Annotated in this window: 18 protein-coding genes, 1 riboswitch and 1 other annotated feature; of the genes, 12 read left to right on the forward strand and 6 right to left on the reverse strand. The window is 43.2% G+C overall.

The window, feature by feature from the left end; all coding sequences use genetic code 11:
* Positions 1-4 precede the first annotated feature (4 nt).
* On the reverse strand, positions 5-1,000 hold the full coding sequence (locus tag CUU64_RS18995; RefSeq protein WP_101635245.1) for an ABC transporter substrate-binding protein: 996 nt from the start codon (positions 998-1,000) through the stop codon (positions 5-7).
* Positions 1,001-1,172: 172 nt separating this feature from the next.
* Here CUU64_RS18995 and CUU64_RS19000 point away from each other — a divergent pair, with 172 nt between their 5' ends.
* Positions 1,173-1,964 (forward strand): alpha/beta hydrolase family protein, encoded by a 792-nt coding sequence (locus tag CUU64_RS19000; RefSeq protein ID WP_101635246.1) that lies wholly within the window; start codon positions 1,173-1,175, stop codon positions 1,962-1,964.
* A 35-nt stretch (positions 1,965-1,999) separates the two neighbouring features.
* Complete coding sequence (locus CUU64_RS19005) at positions 2,000-2,242, forward strand: DUF2584 domain-containing protein (protein ID WP_101635247.1); 243 nt, start codon at positions 2,000-2,002, stop codon at positions 2,240-2,242.
* A gap of 103 nt (positions 2,243-2,345) precedes the next feature.
* Here the strand turns inward: CUU64_RS19005 and pckA are convergent, their stop codons facing one another.
* Positions 2,346-3,932 carry a phosphoenolpyruvate carboxykinase (ATP) gene (gene pckA, locus CUU64_RS19010; RefSeq protein ID WP_101635248.1) on the reverse strand — a complete coding sequence of 529 codons (1,587 nt, stop codon included), beginning with the start codon at positions 3,930-3,932 and terminating at the stop codon, positions 2,346-2,348.
* Positions 3,933-4,166: 234 nt separating this feature from the next.
* Between pckA and CUU64_RS19015 the strand changes: the two genes are divergently transcribed.
* On the forward strand, positions 4,167-4,541 hold the full coding sequence (locus CUU64_RS19015; protein WP_101635249.1) for a thiol-disulfide oxidoreductase DCC family protein: 375 nt from the start codon (positions 4,167-4,169) through the stop codon (positions 4,539-4,541).
* A gap of 95 nt (positions 4,542-4,636) precedes the next feature.
* A riboswitch (SAM riboswitch) is annotated at positions 4,637-4,786 on the forward strand.
* Positions 4,787-5,064: 278 nt separating this feature from the next.
* A complete protein-coding gene (gene metK, locus CUU64_RS19020; RefSeq protein WP_101635250.1) occupies positions 5,065-6,261 on the forward strand; it encodes a methionine adenosyltransferase in 1,197 nt (398 codons plus the stop codon).
* Between the two features lie 201 nt (positions 6,262-6,462).
* Here the strand turns inward: metK and CUU64_RS19025 are convergent, their stop codons facing one another.
* The gene (locus CUU64_RS19025; protein WP_101635458.1) at positions 6,463-6,978 is read right to left on the reverse strand and encodes a gamma carbonic anhydrase; all 516 of its coding nucleotides are present in this window, start codon (positions 6,976-6,978) and stop codon (positions 6,463-6,465) included.
* Positions 6,979-7,173: 195 nt separating this feature from the next.
* Between CUU64_RS19025 and CUU64_RS19030 the strand changes: the two genes are divergently transcribed.
* Positions 7,174-7,980, forward strand: a complete 807-nt coding sequence (locus tag CUU64_RS19030; RefSeq protein ID WP_101635251.1) for an alpha/beta hydrolase — start codon at positions 7,174-7,176, stop codon at positions 7,978-7,980.
* 215 nt (positions 7,981-8,195) lie between these two features.
* Positions 8,196-9,281, forward strand: a complete 1,086-nt coding sequence (locus CUU64_RS19035) for a tetraprenyl-beta-curcumene synthase family protein (RefSeq protein ID WP_101635252.1) — start codon at positions 8,196-8,198, stop codon at positions 9,279-9,281.
* A gap of 18 nt (positions 9,282-9,299) precedes the next feature.
* Here CUU64_RS19035 and mnmM read toward each other — a convergent pair whose 3' ends face one another.
* A complete protein-coding gene (gene mnmM / locus CUU64_RS19040; protein ID WP_101635253.1) occupies positions 9,300-9,893 on the reverse strand; it encodes a tRNA 5-(aminomethyl)-2-thiouridylate-methyltransferase MnmM in 594 nt (197 codons plus the stop codon).
* A complete protein-coding gene (gene mnmL, locus CUU64_RS19045; RefSeq protein ID WP_101635254.1) occupies positions 9,894-10,856 on the reverse strand; it encodes a tRNA modification radical SAM protein MnmL/YtqA in 963 nt (320 codons plus the stop codon). It abuts the gene before it with no gap.
* A 224-nt stretch (positions 10,857-11,080) separates the two neighbouring features.
* Between mnmL and CUU64_RS19050 the strand changes: the two genes are divergently transcribed.
* The 3 genes from CUU64_RS19050 to leuS all read left to right on the forward strand — a co-directional run bounded on the left by CUU64_RS19050 (position 11,081) and on the right by leuS (position 15,825).
* The gene (locus CUU64_RS19050; RefSeq protein WP_101635255.1) at positions 11,081-11,359 is read left to right on the forward strand and encodes a YtzC family protein; all 279 of its coding nucleotides are present in this window, start codon (positions 11,081-11,083) and stop codon (positions 11,357-11,359) included.
* A gap of 189 nt (positions 11,360-11,548) precedes the next feature.
* Complete coding sequence (locus tag CUU64_RS19055; protein WP_101635256.1) at positions 11,549-12,748, forward strand: MDR family MFS transporter; 1,200 nt, start codon at positions 11,549-11,551, stop codon at positions 12,746-12,748.
* A 148-nt stretch (positions 12,749-12,896) separates the two neighbouring features.
* Positions 12,897-13,125: a binding site (T-box leader), on the forward strand.
* 285 nt (positions 13,126-13,410) lie between these two features.
* The gene (gene leuS / locus CUU64_RS19060) at positions 13,411-15,825 is read left to right on the forward strand and encodes a leucine--tRNA ligase (protein ID WP_101635257.1); all 2,415 of its coding nucleotides are present in this window, start codon (positions 13,411-13,413) and stop codon (positions 15,823-15,825) included.
* 120 nt (positions 15,826-15,945) lie between these two features.
* Here the strand turns inward: leuS and CUU64_RS19065 are convergent, their stop codons facing one another.
* Entirely contained in the window at positions 15,946-16,407 is a 462-nt protein-coding gene (locus CUU64_RS19065; protein ID WP_101635258.1) for a MarR family winged helix-turn-helix transcriptional regulator, read from the reverse strand.
* 191 nt (positions 16,408-16,598) lie between these two features.
* Here CUU64_RS19065 and CUU64_RS19070 point away from each other — a divergent pair, with 191 nt between their 5' ends.
* Genes CUU64_RS19070 through CUU64_RS19080 form a run of 3 tightly spaced genes read left to right on the forward strand, consistent with a single transcriptional unit; the run spans position 16,599 to position 19,449 of the window.
* A complete protein-coding gene (locus CUU64_RS19070; protein ID WP_101635259.1) occupies positions 16,599-17,237 on the forward strand; it encodes an HlyD family secretion protein in 639 nt (212 codons plus the stop codon).
* A gap of 38 nt (positions 17,238-17,275) precedes the next feature.
* Positions 17,276-18,889 (forward strand): DHA2 family efflux MFS transporter permease subunit, encoded by a 1,614-nt coding sequence (locus CUU64_RS19075; RefSeq protein WP_101635260.1) that lies wholly within the window; start codon positions 17,276-17,278, stop codon positions 18,887-18,889.
* Positions 18,890-18,918: 29 nt separating this feature from the next.
* A complete protein-coding gene (locus tag CUU64_RS19080; RefSeq protein WP_101635261.1) occupies positions 18,919-19,449 on the forward strand; it encodes an NAD(P)H-dependent oxidoreductase in 531 nt (176 codons plus the stop codon).
* The last annotated feature ends 6 nt before the right edge of the window (positions 19,450-19,455 follow it).

The following is a 19,455-nucleotide window of genomic DNA, read 5'->3' on the forward strand; positions in this document are numbered from 1 at the left end:
CCCTTTATTTAGAGACCTTTTCCGCAAATTCTGTGTTTACGAGTTTATTGTAATCAGCTCGCCCAGGAAGTTCCCCTGCCTCCTCCATAATGTCCTGGAGGTTATTCCACTCGTCTTCTTCCAAGATTGGATTTGTTGCAATAGAACCCTGGCTTTTATATCTTTCTACTACCGTTTTTATCGTTTCCAGGTCCGAATCCTCAAAGAATGGCTGAATCATTTTTGCCGTTTCTTCAGCACTTTGCTTTTGAACCCAATCTTGAGCCCTCTTTAACGCACGTGTAAACTTCTCTATCGTTTCCTTATTTTTTTTCAGATAACTTTGCTTTGCCATAAAGGAAGTGTAAGGTACATGACCGGACTCGGTTCCGAAGGAGGCCACGATATGCCCTTTGCCTTCCTTCTCGAATACGCTGGCAGTAGGTTCAAAAAGCTGCACAAAGTCCCCGGTACCGGAAGCAAACGCTGATGCGATGTTAGCATAATCTACATTCTGGATTAGTTTTAAATCCCTGTGCGGGTCGATTCCGTGCTTTTTCAATACAAACTCACCGACCATTTGCGGCATACCGCCCTTCCGTTGGCCGAGGAAGGTGGCCCCTTTTAGCATGTTCCACTCAAAGTTGTCGATTTTTTTTCTGGAAACCAGGAAAGTTCCATCCGTTTGCGTCAGTTGGGCAAAATTAATGACCGGGTCCTTGGATCCTTGGGAATCGACATAAATGGAAGTCTCAGAACCTACAAGAGCAATATCCGCGCCATTTGAAATCAGTGCTGTCATCGTTTTGTCCCCACCAGGCGTTGTCTTTAAATCTATGTCCAACCCTTCTTCTTTAAAAAAGCCCTTCTCAATCGCTACGTACTGTGGCGCGTAGAATATGGAACGTGTTACCTCAGCGACCCTGACCTTTTGCATTTCTTCCTTTCCGCATGCTGCAAGGGAAAAGGCCAAAAGCATTGCGAACAAAAGTATGATACTGGCTCTAACCCGATTTTTCATGGAAATCCTCCTTTTGCAGTTTGATGTATATGTGGTGGTTTAACTTATCGTATTCTGTAAATAAAAATGTGTGAATGCCCATGGAACATTAGGCAGGAGGGAAGAAACGGGATAAATAGGGATGTTTGTTTTAGAATAAAGCATATAAAAAGACGTGAAAGGGGAATGAAGTATGCAGGATGGCACCATTATTGAGAAACGGCGTTTTCCATCTCCTCATCCGGGGATCCATCTTTATTCCATCACTTATATTTCACAGGGACTTAGGGTCAAGGGGCTGCTGGCCGAGCCTGTGAAAGGGGATGTTCTGGATGGGTTCCTCTACTTGCGCGGGGGGATTAAAAATGTAGGAAAGGTAAGGCCAGGCAGAATCATTCAGTTTGCTGCACAGGGATTTATCGTATTTGCGCCTTTTTATAGGGGAAACCAAGGCGGGGAAGGTGATGAAGATTTTGCTGGCGAAGATCGGCAAGATGCTATTTCAGCCTTTAGATTGCTCGAAAACCATCCAAGGGTCAACCCTGATTCCATTCATGTGTTCGGTTTTTCACGAGGAGGAGTAATGGCGTTATGGACGGCAATAAATTGTAAAAATGCGGCTACAGTTGTCACGTGGGGAGGAGTTTCCGACATGTTCCTTACATATGTAGAACGGGAGGACTTAAGAAGGATGATGAAGCGCGTAATTGGCGGGACCCCAAAGAAATGCCCGGAGCAGTACGAATATCGGACACCTTTATTTGAAGCTGATGAATTGGATGCACCTGTCCTTATCATTCATGGAGTTCTGGACCAAAATGTTTCAATTGAACATGCCTACAGGCTGGAAAAAATCTTAAAATCTAAGGAAAAGCCTGTGGAGAGTTGGTATTTTGAAGATTTCACACATTATTTCCCACCGATAATGAATAGGCAAATTGTTGAAGATTTAACACAATGGATGAAACAACGCCGAAAAAAATGATACTATAAAAATATATGATGAAGGAGGCCAAGATTATGGGGATGCCTTTAGAATTAAACACCATGATTGTAACCAAGGGCCGCGAGCACAGGGTAGAAGAAAATATGTTCACTCTGGAGAAGGAAGGTTATCGGTTGTATCCGCTGGATATACCAATGGATGTCCGAAAAACAATCCAGAGCGAAACAAGCGGGACTGGCTTGATTCAGAAGGTAGAATGGTCTCACGGCCGGACGGTGATCACTTATAAGCTTGTATCGCTCAATTCGACAAATTAATTGCTGAAGGGGACATCAAAAGAGGAGGCACTAAAAATAAAAGGGAAGAAGCCGAAATTGGCCTCTCCCTTTCTATAATCACTAATTTGGGTTGGATAAGAATTTATCCTTTTGGACCGCCTAGATGTTCGATATCCCCTGGAACACTTGAAAATTTCTTAAAGTTTGCACGGAATTTAGCAGCTAGCTCGCTTGCTTTCGCTTTATAAGCTTCTTTATCTTCCCATGTCTTGATTGGCTGAAGCACTTCGTCCGGAACGCCTGGCACATGGAGAGGGATATCCAATCCGAAGATATCATCATGGACGGTCTCCACGTTTGTTAATTCCCCTTCGAGTGCCGCCTGGATCATCGCACGTGTGTAAGCAAGTTTCATTCGGCTTCCTGTGCCATATTCTCCGCCGGTCCATCCTGTGTTAACCAGGAATACCTTCGATCCGTGCTGGTCGATCTTTTCTCCTAGCATCTCTGCATAGCGCGTTGCCGGAAGTGGCAGGAATGGTGAACCAAAGCAGGTTGAGAAAGTTGCTTCAGGAGATGTAACCCCACGCTCGGTACCAGCTAGCTTGCTCGTGTAACCGCTTAAAAAATGGAACATCGCTTGCTCCTTCGTCAACTTGCTGATTGGAGGCAATACGCCAAAAGCGTCGGCAGTCAAGAAGATAATGGTATTTGGATGCCCAGCAACACTAGGGTCAACAATATTGTCAATAGCCTGGATACGGTAAGCCGCCCGAGTGTTTTCAGTCAAAGAGTTGTCATCGTAATCTGCAATCCTTGTATCTTCATCAATCACAACATTTTCAAGGACTGCTCCGAAACAAATTGCATCAAAAATTTGGGGTTCTTTTTCACGGGATAAGTTGATGCATTTTGCATAGCATCCACCCTCGATATTAAATACACCATTGGAAGACCAGCCATGTTCATCATCACCGATTAACTTACGGTTAGGATCTGCAGAAAGAGTAGTTTTTCCTGTTCCTGATAACCCAAAGAACAGGGCAACATCGCCTTCCCTGCCTACGTTGGCTGAACAGTGCATTGGCAAGATTCCCTGTTCAGGGAGCAGGTAGTTCATCACCGAGAAGATGGATTTCTTCATTTCCCCAGCATATTCCGTGCCACCTATCAAAACAGTGCGGTGCTCAAAGGAAATAATGATGAAAGTCTCCGATTTGGTTCCATCGATTGCAGGGTCCGCTTTGAAATCGGGTGCTGAAATAACGGTGAATTCTGACTGATGGTCCTCCAGTTCTTCATCGGTAGGGCGGATAAATAGTTGATGAGCAAACAAATTATGCCAAGCATATTCATTAATGATCTGGATTGGCAGTCGGTATTTCTTGTCAGCACCGGCAAAGCCGTTAAAAACGAATATATCATCCTTTTGTTTTAAATGATGGATTACTTTATCATAAAGATTAGCAAATACTTCTTCAGATATCGGCTCATTTACAGCTCCCCAGTCGATCTTATCCTTGATCGAGGATTCTTCTACAATATATTTATCCTTAGGGGAACGGCCTGTATATTTTCCGGTTTCAGCTTTAACTGCACCCGTTGAAGTAAGTACGCCTTCTTTTCGGCTTAATACTTTTTCGACTAATTGAGGTACCGAAAGTTGTACATTCACGTTGCTTCCGGCTAGTAAATTGTGTAACTCATTTGAAATGCCAACAGAATTCATTATGAGATACCTTCCTTTATACGTTTTTATTTAATATTACGATTAGTATAACACATTTATTTAAATAGTCTATACTAATAGTAATAATTTTGTGACTATTTTTTAAAGGCCTGAATAAATTGATTAAACAGCATATCGGCAGGAGTTTAAAGTCTTTCTCAAAGAATTTCTTGGCATGTTTGTACGATCATGTAGAGGGAAAAGAATAATACAGTCGAAAAGGTTGTGAGATGGATGAGCGATATTGCATTATACGATGCTGATTGTATTCTTTGTCGTAAAACAAAGCAAGCAGTTTCAACGTTTGATTGGCTTAGGAGCATCAATTGGGTATCCCTGCAAGAATATGAAGAACAAGATCATTCCATCCAATTTAATAGGAAGCAATTGCGGGAAGAGATGCATTTAGTCACGAAAAAAGGAAAGGTTTTGAAGGGTTTTTACGCTGTGAGAAGGATCATGATAAAGTGCCCTCTTTTATCTCTTTTTGGTGTACTAGGATATATCCCTTTCGCTCCGTTGATTGGTGTTCCCCTATACCGTTTTATTGCTGCACGGAGATATTTATTTTTAGGGATAGAATGCAAAGATGGAAAGTGTTCATTATAAATAGGTGATGTTAGGGATAAATCTTTTATAAAAAAGAACAGTCATACTATTTGACTTTTTTGGTTATTTTGCTATGATTTTACTTTGTACGGATTCTCTTATCCCGAGTTGGTGGAGGGGACAGGCCCTTTGAAACCCGGCAACCTGCCGTCGGAACCATGTAAGCGCCAGAACGGAGCTTCACATGTGAATGATGGCGATGGTGCTAACCTGGTGCAAGGTATATAACCCTTGAACGATAAGAAGAAAGGATAGATGTAACGACTACAAACCTTTCCTCTATGAGTAGGAAAGGTTTTTTTTGTATAAAGTATGTAAAGAGACGTGATCATGAAGGGTGTCATATTCAAGATATTCTTTACTCTTTGCTTCATCTATTAGAGACACTTAAAAAGGGAACGAGCTCCGTCAAAAAAAACAGGCCTAGGCAAAGAAAATCATAGGGTTAATGCGGTATTCCGCAGCCTTTTGCCTTAGTTGCTAGAAAGCCTAAACATATTTATCTTCTTAAGGAGGAAACCAGATGTCAAAGAAACGTCGTCTATTTACTTCAGAGTCTGTAACTGAAGGTCATCCGGATAAAATTTGTGACCAGATTTCAGATTCAATATTGGACGCGATCCTTGCAAAAGATGCAAACGCTCGTGTTGCCTGCGAAACTTCAGTAACCACAGGTCTCGTACTGGTAGCGGGAGAAATCACCACTTCTACATATGTAGACATTCCTAAAATCGTTCGTGAAACAATTGCCGATATCGGCTATACACGTGCAAAGTATGGATTTGATTCACAAACTTGTGCCGTACTGACATCCATCGATGAACAATCAGCGGATATCGCAATGGGAGTTGATCAGGCACTTGAAGCCCGTGAAGGACAAATGACTGAGGAGGAAATTGAAGCGATTGGAGCAGGGGACCAGGGATTGATGTTTGGTTTTGCTTGCAACGAAACGAAAGAGCTTATGCCCCTTCCAATTTCATTGGCACACAAGCTATCCCGAAGGCTGACTGAAGTCCGTAAGGAGGAAATCCTTCCATACCTTCGCCCAGATGGGAAAACTCAGGTTACTGTTGAGTATGATGAAAACGATAAGCCTGTGCGCATCGACACAATTGTTATTTCCACCCAGCACCATCCTGAGATCAGCCTGGAACAAATTCAGCGCAACATCAAAGAACATGTTATCATACCCGTAGTGCCTGCCGAATTAATTGATGAAAATACAAAATATTTCATAAACCCTACAGGCCGCTTTGTAATCGGAGGGCCTCAAGGTGACGCAGGTCTTACAGGCCGTAAGATCATCGTTGACACGTACGGTGGCTACGCTCGCCATGGCGGCGGTGCGTTCTCTGGTAAGGATCCAACTAAAGTGGACCGCTCTGCAGCATATGCAGCCCGTTATGTAGCAAAAAACATTGTGGCAGCCGGTCTTGCGGAAAAAGTTGAAGTGCAGCTTGCTTACGCAATCGGTGTTGCCCAGCCGGTATCGATTTCCGTTGATACTTTCGGAACTGGAGCAGTAAGTGAAGATGTTCTAGTGGATCTAGTACGCGCTAATTTCGACCTGCGGCCAGCCGGAATTATAAAAATGCTCGACCTTCGCCGCCCGATTTACAAACAAACAGCAGCATACGGTCATTTCGGCCGCAATGATATCGATTTGCCATGGGAGCGCACGGATAAAGCTGAAGCACTAAAATCACAGGCGAAGTAGAACGGAGCAAAAGCTAACGTTAGCTATAGCCTCGTTATTTAAGAGCAAGCATAATAAAGAAGAGGACTTACGCTGCTGTAAATCCTCTTCTTTTTCACATGAAAATGCGACGCTGGAAGCACATGCTGCAATAGAAGCAGTGACTAAATGTGACAGAGTTATTTCATACTAAGATAGTACAACCATAGAGTGATGCGCAGGTTATATGTGTTCGGCTTTTTTATATAACTGTGCTTTTTCCGCATATTCTCTGCAAATTCGATCCATGTCTTTTTTGTCTTCATCATTTAATTCCCGGATCACTTTTGCAGGCCTGCCAAACGCAAGGGTATTTGGAGGAATTACTTTGCCTTGTGGAACAAGGCTTCCCGCACCAATAAACGCCCCTTCACCGATTTCGGCATTGTCGAGAATGATTGAACCCATACCAATCAATGCACCTTTTTTTACTTTGCAGCTATGCAGGATTACCCCGTGGCCGACAGAAACCTCATCTTCCAAAATAAGTGGATTATTTGGGCTTTGGTGCAATACACTGTTATCTTGAATGTTCACCTTTTTACCGATGATTGTCGGGGCTACATCCCCACGGATTACACAATTAAACCAAAGGCTGGACTGCTCGCCAATCGTTACGTCGCCGGTTACCACTGCATTATCTGCAATGTACGCGCTTTCGGCGATTTGGGGTGAGTTGCCTTTATAAGAGTAAAGAATCAAGTTGAAGTCAAATCCTTTCCGTAGTATGTATTTTTTCGGTATTATTTTGATTATAGCGGTTTATTCGATTTTTTTACCACTGGCATACTTGATTATCCTCATATTTTATAGGGAATAGGAACAGGTGTAGAATGCCATTCATTTTGATTTAAGCAACCTGAGTATCAAGCAGATGTCAAAGGAGGATTTCCTATGTGGAAATGGGAGGTAGACGGCAAGGATGCAAAAGCCGTTATTATCATAATACATGGTGCGATGGAGCACCACGGCCGTTATAAGTGGCTTTGTGAAATGTGGCGGTCGGCAGGGTACCATGTAATTATGGGAGACCTTCCTGGGCAGGGAATGACCACACGTGCGTTTAGGGGACATATTGATTCCTTCGAAGATTATTTACAGGAAGTAAGGGGCTGGATAACGGAAGCCTATCAATATTCACTGCCCGTGTTCTTGTTGGGACACAGTATGGGCGGCCTGGTGGCAATTAGGCTTTTGCAGGAGGACGAGCTGGACCTTGCCGGCGTGATTCTTTCATCACCCTGCTTGGGCCTTCTCCAGCAACCCTCAAAACTGCTGAATACCCTGTCGCATGGACTGAATATTACTTTCCCTAAATTCAGGGTCGATGCGGGGATTACACCTGACATTGCTACAAGGAATCCGGATATCATCGAAGAAGATAAGAATGACAGCCTTTATGTAACAAAGGTGTCGGTTAGATGGTACCGGGAGCTGGTACATGCTATGAAACAGGCATTTGAGGATATTCCCCAATTCCAGGATGTCCCGCTTCTCGTTATGCAAGGCGGGGACGACCGGATCGTAGACAAAAAATCTGTGCGGGAATGGTTCAATTATAATGGTTGCAGTGATAAACAGTACAAAGAATGGCAGCAGCTATACCATGAGATTTTTAACGAACCGGAACGGGAAAGTGTATTCCAGTACGCATTAGGCTTCGTGGAAACTCGTTTAAAAACAATAGGGTATATCATTTAACGAATTTAATCTTCTTTGTAGTAAAATCTGCCGCTAATAGGCTGTTTGCTAGAATTTTTGCATTTGCCTTTCTGGAAAGCTGAAGATCACATGCACCAAGTGCATAGTACCACAGATAGGCTGTGTCTCCTCGTGTTATGTACTTGTTTAAATAAGCAAAAAAGGATCATTTGTTAAAGCGTACTTGTAGTTGAACCTAAAGTGAGGTGTAGCGGATGTCGGTGCCAACGAATCCTTTGGCATTAATGAAAGATGTATATCGTGATGTCTTTCCTATCGTACATAAAGAACTTCGCTACTGGACGAAAAGAGCGAAGGAGATTCCAAATCCCGAATTAAGGAAACAAGCCCTGGATAGTATTTCATCTAAAACATTCCATTGTGAAGGTGGATCCATTCTGGCGTTAATTTCTGAGGGGAAAAAGGAAGAAGCAATCCGATTTATTGTGGCCTATCAAACTATAAGCGATTATCTTGATAACTTATGTGATAGAAGCACCTCGTTAGATCCAGATGACTTTAGAGCATTGCATGAATCCATGCATCATTCTCTAGACACCAATGCTTCGTCGTCCAATTATTACCAGTTTCGGGAAGACCAGGAGGATGGCGGATATCTCATAGAGCTTGTGGGTACCTGCCAATCGGTGTTAAGGCAAATCACGCGTTACACTGAGATTCGGCCCTATTTACAAGAGCTTTGCTCCTATTATAGCGATTTGCAGGTTCATAAGCATGTATGCGTCGAAGAAAGAATCCCAAGGCTTCAAACATGGTTCGACAGGTATAAAAGCCAACTTCCGGCCATGTCCTGGTATGAGTTCTCTGCTTGCTCAGGCTCCACTTTGGGGATTTTTTGCCTTGTTGCCTATAGTTTGAGGCCGGATTTCGAGTCCGAGTATGCCGACGCAATCAGGGAAGGGTATTTTCCTTACATACAAGGTTTGCACATATTACTGGATTATTTTATAGATCAGGAAGAAGACAGGCATGGTGGCGATCTGAATTTCTGTTTTTATTACAAAGATGATAAAGAGCTGTTTGACCGTTTTATGCATTTTGTAAAAAAATCGAACCAATATTCAAGCAAACTGCCCCATAAACGATTCCATCAGTTGATCCATAGGGGTCTTTTAGGCCTTTATTTATCGGATGATAAAGTGAAAGCCCAAAAAAGCGTCAGTGTACTGGCAAAGAAGTTGGTACGCTTTGGGGGCTTTGATTCAATGTTTTTCTACATTAACGGCAGGGCCTACAGGAACCTGCAAAAAATAAAACCAGCTGGCTTTTTCGGCCAGTAAGTATGAAAGTCTGCTTTCTTAATTAGAGAGCAGACTTTTTTGCCGTTTTTCTAAGGCTACTATAAAGGGAGGTTGGTTAACCTGGTTGATAAAGCTGTATTGTAAGACATGCGCCGTTTCCTGAGGAAGATTTGAAACAAATTGCAAGAGCCGATCTTTTTCAATGGCCCCTTCAGGGTGTCCGTGATAAATCACAAGTACGATGATGCCTCCGGGAGCCATGATTTCAAGAAGCTGAGTAATCGAGGAAATCGTGGTTTCTGCTTTTGTCACGATGTTTTTGTCTCCACCGGGCAAATAACCAAGGTTGAACACAGCACCAGTGATTTTCCCATAGCTGGTTTTGGGTAAGGAGGATTTTACATTTTCATGTCCCGTGGCAAATAGGGTACAATGGGCCTGAAAATTCTCGGACTCCAGCCTCCTGGAAGTCGCAGCAATCGCTTCTGCCTGAATATCAAAAGCGTACACATGCCCCTGACTCCCACAAAGTTTTGCAAGAAATAAGGTATCAAAACCATTACCGGCGGTGGCATCGACAGCAATATCTCCGGGGCCAACAGCTTTTTCAAGAAGTATTCGTGCATAGGGAAGAATTCGATCCAGTTTCATTTATATGTTCACCACCTGGTCTGTGTAATATTTTCCCTGCCAGCTATTGCGTTTTTTTAATTCCGCATCAATTGCATTCAGCACTTGCCATTTATTCACACTCCACATTGGCCCAATCATCAGGTCAATTGGTCCATCCCCTGTAATTCTATGGACAATCATTTCAGGCGGGAGGATTTCCAGTTGGTCGCAAACAAGTGAGATGTAGTCTTCAAAAGAAAGGAATTGCAGCATCCCTTTTTCGTATTGTTTCACCATAGGCGTTCCTTTTAAAAGGTGAAGCAAGTGGATCTTTATACCCTGAACGTCAAGCTTTGCAACTTCACGGGCAGTATCCATCATCATGTCATAGCTTTCAAGCGGAAGGCCATTGATGATATGGGAGCACACACGAATGCCATGCTTTCGAAGTTTCTTGACTCCTTCGACATAGCAATCATAATCATGTGCTCGGTTTATAAGAAGTGCCGTGCGTTCATGTACAGTCTGCAGCCCCAATTCCACCCATAAATAAGTGCGTTGGTTCAATTCAGCTAAATATTCCACGACATCATCAGGGAGGCAATCCGGGCGCGTAGCAATGGAAAGGCCCACAACGCCTTTCTGGCTAAGAACTGTTTCGTATTTCTCTTTTAATTCGTTCAGCGGGGCATGGGTGTTTGTGAAAGCCTGAAAATAAGCCACATATTTTCCATCCTTCCATTTCCCGTGCATTTTTTCGCTTATTTTTTTAAATTGTGTTTCTAAATCTTCCGCCCTGTTGCCGGCAAAATCCCCGGAACCGGCTGCACTGCAGAATGTACAGCCACCGTGTGCAACGGTGCCGTCGCGGTTTGGACAATCAAATCCGCCGTCCAAGGCTACTTTAAAAACTTTATGTCCGAACTCCTGGCGTAAATGATAGTTCCAGGTATGGTATCGTTTATTATCAAGCGCATAATGAAAAGAGTTAGGCTCAATCAATCCGAAAGTCTCCTTTTTCGCTTACTATTTTGAGTGTTCTAGTCCATGGCATCTGGCCACCAAAATACATGTTATCATGAACTGCAAAGCTTATCCAAACCGTTTTTCTATGGAAGTACTTAGATCCCTTGCCCGGTCCACGGGTGATAATCCGGTCGGAAAGAGGCAAAACTAACCGGGATGATACCAATCATCAAAATCGAATACAAAAGGAGTGGATACGATTGGCAACACGACAGTCTGTTGAAAATTGCATCCAGCAATGTGAAGATGCTCTCCGGAATGCCATACATGAGTACAGGGATGCTTCCAGGCAGGAACATGACAGCACCTATGATGACCTCAACTTCTCCGAGGCTCAAATGGAACTGGAGAATGCGGTAAACGCCATTTCAGTGTTAAATAATAGTGCGAATGACCAGCAGAGGGAACAACTTCACCGAATGAGGCTTCAAGTGCAGCAGATGCAAAACAGGCTAATTCTCCTGAATCATGACCGATAAAATATCCTACAAGATGGGCTGGCGGAAGAGCCAGCCCATCAGCTCATATTAGGAGCCAATCTTAGGTATATCCCTGAAAATTATAAATAATTATTCTTTATGCTTACGCAGAAAAACTATTGCAGTGAGGTTTGAAAAGCCCTAGAATTGTTTTGGTTAATAAAGCATCATTAGAGAAGGAGCTATTTTATGCCCCGCGCATTATGGATATTAATCATAGGAATGGCGTTGAATGTTACGGCGTCTTCATTTCTATGGCCGTTAAATACAATCTTCATTCATGACCATTTCGGAAAGTCACTATCCGCCGCAGGAATAATCCTGATGGCGAATGCTCTTGCCAGTGTTATTGGAAATCTGGTGGGAGGAAGCTTATTTGATAAAATAGGGGGATACAAAACTTCCCTGGCCGGTGTTTTCATTACAGTAGCTGCATCAATCGGACTTGCAATAAACCATCAATGGATTCCTTATATCGTTTTATTGACAATATCAGGATTTGGAACTGGTATTATTTTTCCCGCTATTTTCGCCATGGCGGGGTCATGCTGGAAAGAAGGCGGGAGAAAAGCCTTCAACGCAATTTACGTTGCCCAAAACCTTGGTGTAGCCTTGGGATCGGCTCTTGGTGGAGTCATCGCTTCTTTTTCATTCGATTATATCTTCACGGCCAATATGGGAATGTACCTGTTATTCATGGTGCTTGCTATTTTCGGTTTTAAAGGAATGGAAGGGGACGCAGGTGGCCAAATGTCCCTTTTAAATGAACAACAGCCAATGAAGAATCAAAAAAGGTTATACGCTTTATTGACTTTATGCCTTGGCTACTTTTTATGCTGGGTGGGTTATGTTCAATGGCAATCTACCATTGCGGCATATACACAAGAAATCGGCATCTCGCTCAAACAATACAGCGTATTATGGACCATTAACGGGGCTTTAATCGTATTGGCACAGCCTATTGTATCTATGGTAATTAAATGGTTTGCAAAATCGTTAAAGATTCAATTGGTCACCGGCATGCTGATTTTTATCATGTCTTTTTCGGTAGCTGCCAATGCGGATGGGTTCTCCGGCTTCCTAACGGCAATGGTGGTCCTGACGATCGGTGAGATGTTCGTTTGGCCTGCTGTACCAGCTGTTGCGGACACACTGGCTGTGAGGGGGAAAGAAGGGTTTTACCAGGGAATCGTAAATAGTACTGCTACCGGCGGGAGAATGGCCGGGCCTCTTGTGGGCGGTTTCCTAGTCGATGGGTACGGTATGAACATGATGTTTTCTGTGTTGTCTGTTTTCTTTATTATGGCAATCTTAACTACACTGTGTTATGACCGGATACTTAAAGGAGCCCGTCAAGGGGCCGAACCTGCATCACATGCCCATAAATAGATTTTATCTGGTGAATTATTATTTTAATAAATAGACACATCTTCCCGTGCTTTTGAATATATAAATGAAAACCTGGCAAGAATCTTTACTGGATGTATTGCTTTTGAAAGAAAAATTTACTAGAATACCTATATAATCTAATATTCACAAATTGATGATGACAAGGAGTAGTAACGATGGGAGCCCGTATGAGAGAGTTGGCGGACGGTGCAAGCCAACCGGGAGAAGTCGTGAACTCGCCTTTGAGTTTCAGGTATGAACGGACAGTAATGCCTGACGGAGCATCCACGTTACGGATTTGAAAGCGGGGCGGATCAATTTTTTCGCCAATTTGGGTGGTACCGCGGGAAGATGTACATAATCCTCTCGTCCCTTTTGGGATGAGGGGTTTTTTTATTAATTATAAAATATGGATGGGTCATATGTATCTGATGTAATGGCGACGTACAAAAATGTTCTAGTGCCGACGAACATATGAAAACGTGCCGATCTTTTTCGACCGGCGCCCAGCCAGGTGCGAAGCTCAAGTATTTTTTGCTTCAGGTTTTGTTAAATTCTGCTGCTGATATGGACGTACGTCAAAGAACGTGGTGATGTTTAACGGGCGTTATTAATAGGCATAAGTCCTTTTCGATATATTTCAGACATTAGGAGGAACACAAATGAGTTTCAACCATAAAAAAATCGAAAAAAAATGGCAAAAATTTTGGGAGGAAAATAATACGTTCAAAGTGAACGAAGAGAGCGGTAAACGAAAGTTCTATGCGTTGGATATGTTTCCGTATCCATCAGGGGCAGGCCTGCATGTTGGGCATCCTGAGGGCTATACAGCAAGCGATATTTTATCCAGGATGAAGAGAATGCAAGGTTATAAAGTACTACACCCAATGGGATGGGATGCGTTCGGGCTGCCCGCTGAGCAATATGCACTCGATACAGGGAATGATCCGGCAGAATTTACAGAGAAAAATATTAGTACCTTCAAGCGGCAGATTCAGTCCCTTGGCTTTTCTTATGATTGGGATCGTGAGATTAATACGACCGATCCGGAGTATTATAAGTGGACTCAATGGATTTTCTTGAAGCTTTATGAAAAGGGTCTAGCCTATATTGACGAAGTGCCTGTTAACTGGTGTCCTGCGCTTGGTACCGTTCTAGCCAACGAAGAAGTCATTGATGGGAAGAGCGAGCGCGGAGGCCATCCTGTAGAAAGACGCCCAATGAAACAATGGATGCTAAGGATTACGGCTTATGCAGACCGGTTGCTTGATGATCTTGAAGAAGTTGATTGGCCGGAAAGCATTAAAGATATGCAGCGTAACTGGATTGGCCGCTCGGAGGGTGCAGAAGTAACTTTTGCAATTGACGGCCATGATGAGTCCTTTACCATATTCACCACCCGTCCGGACACATTATTTGGAGCTACCTATGCAGTGCTTTCTCCTGAACATCCTTTTGTTGAGAAAATTACAACTGCAGACCAAAAAGCAGCGGTTGATGCTTATATTGATGAAGTGAAAAATAAGAGCGATCTTGAAAGAACGGACTTAGCGAAGGATAAAACCGGCGCATTTACCGGCGCTTATGCGATTAACCCGGTCAACGGAGAAAAAATGCCGATCTGGATTGCGGATTATGTGTTGATGAGCTATGGCACCGGCGCTATTATGGCGGTTCCTGCTCACGATGAGCGGGACTATGAATTTGCGAAGAAGTTCGGGATAGAAATGAAGGAAGTCGTTGCCGGTGGTGACATTGAAAAAGAGGCTTATACAGGAGACGGCAAGCATGTCAATTCCGGTTTCCTTGATGGAATGAATAAAGAAGAAGCGATTAAAGCAGCGATTGGGTGGCTTGTCGAAAAAGGAATCGGTGAAAAGAAAATCACATTCAGGCTTCGTGATTGGCTTTTCAGCCGCCAGCGATATTGGGGTGAACCAATTCCGGTCATCCACTGGGAAGATGGCAGTGTGGAAGCAGTTAAAGAGGAAGAGCTGCCTGTGCTTCTTCCGAAGACTACCGAAATAAGACCGTCGGGCACAGGGGAATCCCCGCTTGCAAACATTACTGAATGGGTGAATGTAACGGATGAAAATGGACGTAAAGGTCGTCGTGAGACAAACACAATGCCGCAGTGGGCAGGCAGTAGCTGGTATTTCCTTCGTTACATCGATCCGAAAAATCAGGACGCTATTGCGGACTTTGAAAAGCTGAAGGAATGGCTTCCTGTTGACATCTATATTGGCGGAGCGGAGCATGCTGTTCTTCACTTATTGTATGCACGCTTCTGGCACAAGTTCTTATACGATATCGGTGTTGTTCCTACAAAGGAGCCATTCCAGAAGTTATTCAACCAGGGAATGATCCTGGGAGAAAACAACGAGAAGATGAGCAAATCAAAAGGCAATGTCGTAAACCCGGATGAGGTTGTTGAAAGTCATGGTGCCGATACTTTACGCCTTTATGAAATGTTCATGGGACCATTGGAAGCGTCGATTGCCTGGTCAACTAACGGTCTTGACGGCTCCCGCCGATTCCTGGACAGAATCTGGCGCTTGCTTGTCAATGAAGATGGATCCTTAACATCTAAGATTACCGATAACGATGACAGCGGAAAATTGGAAAAAGTGTACCATCAAACCGTCAAAAAGGTTACTGAAAACTATGAAGAGTTGAAGTTCAATACAGCTATTTCACAATTGATGGTATTTATTAACGATGCATATAAAGTGGATACACTGCCTAAGGCTTATATAGAGGGATTTGTCAAGTTGCTTTCCCCTGTGGCGCCGCACATTGCTGAAGAGCTATGGGAAAAGCTTGGCCATACCGAAAGCATTTCTTACGAAACATGGCCGGCGTATGATGAAGCCAAACTTGTCGATGATGAAGTAGAAATCGTAATTCAAATCAATGGCAAGGTGAAGGCGAAGTTGATGGTGCCGACTGACACTACAAAGGAAAAACTGGAAGAGATTGCAATGCACGATGATACGATCAAAGAACAGATTGACGGTAAAACCGTACGGAAAGTCATTGCAGTACCAGGTAAGCTCGTGAATATTGTCGCTAACTAAGAAAACCGCTTGCTCCTATTACAATATGTTCCACTTCTGTGGGTGAGTGGTTAAGAATACCAAACAGGCAGTTCCATATGGAACTGCCTTCTTTATGTTTTAACTGCAAACGGAATGTATTTATTCATTTTTATCAATCATCGAATCAACCGCTTTTTCAAACTTCTTCAATTTAGTCCAGAAATCTATTATCTCCGCTGCTTCAAAATATAAAAAATATTCCTTTATCCATTCGTTATGGGAACGCAAAACCTCATTAAAAAGTTCAAGGCCTTTTCCTTCGATTTCAAGCATCACAACGCGTCTATCCTCATCTGAATGACTTCTCTTAACATACTCCAGTTTTACTAATTGGTCGATTAAAACTGTAATGGCACTAGGCTTTACATTCATATGTTCAGCCAGGTGAGTCACTCTAACTGTTCCACTCTTTCTCAATATCATCAATATATAGAATTGTGGAGGCGTCAATCCAAACGGATGAAGGCTTTTTTCAACTACTGTACGCAATTTCTTTCTGATCCGGAAAAAACTCATCTCAATTTCATTGGTAACATCCCACTCAATTTCCAGCCTTCTCACTCCCTAAGACTCTCTTGTTTCTTTTTTTTAAATGTAATGAAATTATCGTTTATTGTCAAACGCCCCTGACAAAGGACAGGGTAATTTTTCCTCCTTATTATTCAATAGTTTGTTGTTGACATATTTATTTAACCTTATTAATATTTATATTTGTTAAATAAATAATTTTAGATATCGAAAGGAGAAGAAATATGAGTAAAGGACGTTTAATTCTTATTAATATTATTGGGATTATCATTATTTTTGCTTTAGTTGCGGGGGGTGGCTATTACTACTACCAGAATGCCAATTATGTAACAACTGATGAAGCAAAAGTAGCGGGTGATCTTTCTACGATTGTTGCACCTGCAGCAGGGCAGCTGAAGGATTGGAATGTTCAAGAAGGGGATGTTCTTAAGAAGGACGCAAATGTCGGCAATGTGTCAGGACCGGATGGTTCAACTGCCATCAAAGCTGTTTCAGAAGGAACAATCGTTAAAGAGCAGGCAACCAATAGTCAATTGGTCCAGGCAGGCCAGGTACTTGGCCAAACAATCGATATGAAGAATCTTTATATTACGGCAAATATTGAAGAAACATCAATCCAGGACATTGAAGAAGGAGACAGTGTGGATATTACGGTCGATGGCGACCCTGACACAACTTACGAGGGAACACTTGAAAAAATAGGGTATGCTGCGAATTCAGTATTCTCATTAATGCCTCAGCAAAATGCCAGCGGCAATTATACAAAGGTGACCCAAAAAATTCCTGTTAAAATTTCAATCAAAGCACCTTCTGACAAAGTACTTCCTGGCATGAATGCAGAAGTGAAGATCTCAACGAAGTAATGAAAGTATGAATCTTTGAATGAAAGGAGGTTGCCTTAATGGCTGCACAAGCTATAGACAATCGTGATGAAGGAATTGGGCAATACCTGCCGATTCTCGGAATATTAATGCTTGGCTTATTTATTGTAATCTTGAATCAAACCCTGTTAAGTGTCGCGATGCCAAGGATGATGACAGATTTTAACGTGGGCGCGACCACAATCCAATGGCTTTCAACTGGGTTTATGCTGGTGAATGGGGCCTTGATTCCCCTCTCGGCATTTTTGATTGAACGGTTTGGTACCAGGATCTTGTTTATTTTGGCAATGGTCCTTTTCACAATTGGCGCCTTTATTTGTGGAATCGCGCCGACCTTTTCAGTAGAGCTGACCGGCCGTTTAATCCAGGCAGCAGGAGGCGGTATCCTTCAACCATTGGTCATGACGATCATCATGTTCATTTTCCCTCCGCATATGCGCGGACGCGGAATGGGGATATTCGGGCTTGCGATGATGTTTGCGCCCGCTATTGGCCCGACTCTTTCCGGATGGGTGATAGAACACTATAATTGGAGAGTTATGTTCTACGCAATGGTCCCTTTAGGGGCATTGGTGGTAATTATCGCCTTTTTTACTCTGAAAAATGTTATTGAACCAAAACTCGTCAAGCTGGACTTGTTGGGTGCTTTTTTATCCCTGTTAGGGGTAGCTTCCCTTCTGTACGGTGTCAGTGAAGCCGGAACCGACGGCTGGGATGACATTATTGTCATTTCAACCATAGCGATTGGTATTATTTCGATCATAGCTTTTGTTGTTCAGCAGCTAAGATCCGAGAAGCCACTGCTGGATTTCAGGGTTTTTAAGTATGATATGTTTTCACTTTCCAATGTCATTTCAGCGATCATAACAGTTGCCATGTTTACCGGCCTGTTCCTGCTTCCGCTTTATTTGCAGAACCTCAGGGGCTTCACACCGCTGGAATCTGGGATATTAATGCTGCCGGGTGCGCTTGTTATGGCTGCAATGTCGCCGATTTCAGGGATATTGTTTGATAAGGTGGGGCCAAGGCCGCTCGCCATAACTGGCTTGCTTATTACCATTGTCACTACGTATGAATTTACAAAATTAACGCCCGAGACTGCCTACTCCACCTTGCTGGCTATTTACATGATCCGTTCCTTAGGGATGTCCATGTTAATGATGCCAATTATGACAGCCGGGATGAATCAGCTGCCAAAGCATTTGAACAGCCATGGAACCGCCATGACAAATACGATCAGGCAGGTTAGCGGGGCAATTGGAACAAGTCTGGTGACGACGGTTTATACGAACCGCACATCATTCCATGCCGAGAATTTTGGTCAGGAGATGTCCCTTACGGATCCATCTTTTGCCCAAACCTTTCAAAACATGGTTCAATCCATTATGTCAGCCATGCACCAAACAGCGGAACAGGCACAAGCTACGGCGATGCAATTAATCAATGGGCAGATTCTGATTCAATCGAATGTACAGGGAATGAACGATGCCTTCTGGTGGGCCACCGGTTTCGCTGTAGCAGGACTTGTATTAAGCCTGTTTTTAAGGGATGTACGCAAGGATAAGGTTCGGGAAGAAATACAAAGTGAAAATGATGTAAAACTGCTTCCCTCCCCTATTAATGAATCGAAGTAAATTAAATTCTGTCCAGGAGGTTTGCACATATGAAAATTTATGTTGTTTATGACAGTGAGGGTGAACATACGAAGGTACTTGCCGAATCGATTGCTGAAGGGGCCGGAAGGGTTGAGGGTGCAGAAGTGTTTGTCGATCATGTAAGCACAGCCGATATTTACAATCTTTCAGAAATGGATGCCATTATTTGGGGGTGTCCAGGTCATTTCGGTACAATCAGCTCGGGCTTAAAATCCTGGATTGACAGGTTGGGATATTTGTGGGCAGAGGGAAAGCTGGTCAATAAAGTAGGCGCGGTTTTTTGTACTACTGCCACTGTGCACGGAGGAATTGAGGCTACCATGCTAAATTTAATCACCCCAATGCTTCATCAGGGCATGATCGTGGTAGGGCTTCCTGGAAGTCTCCCGGAAAATGCATTATATGGATCCTATTATGGTGTTGGTGTAAGCTGTCCACCCGACAGTCCTGAAATCATTTCAAAAGACGGCCTCGTGTTGGGAAGAGCATTAGGAGAACGCGTGGCTTCTGTCACTCGTTCATTTATCCATGAACGATAGGAGGTC

It is taken from the genome of Bacillus sp. V5-8f, from assembly GCF_002863565.1.
GTDB lineage: Bacteria > Bacillota > Bacilli > Bacillales > DSM-1321 > Peribacillus.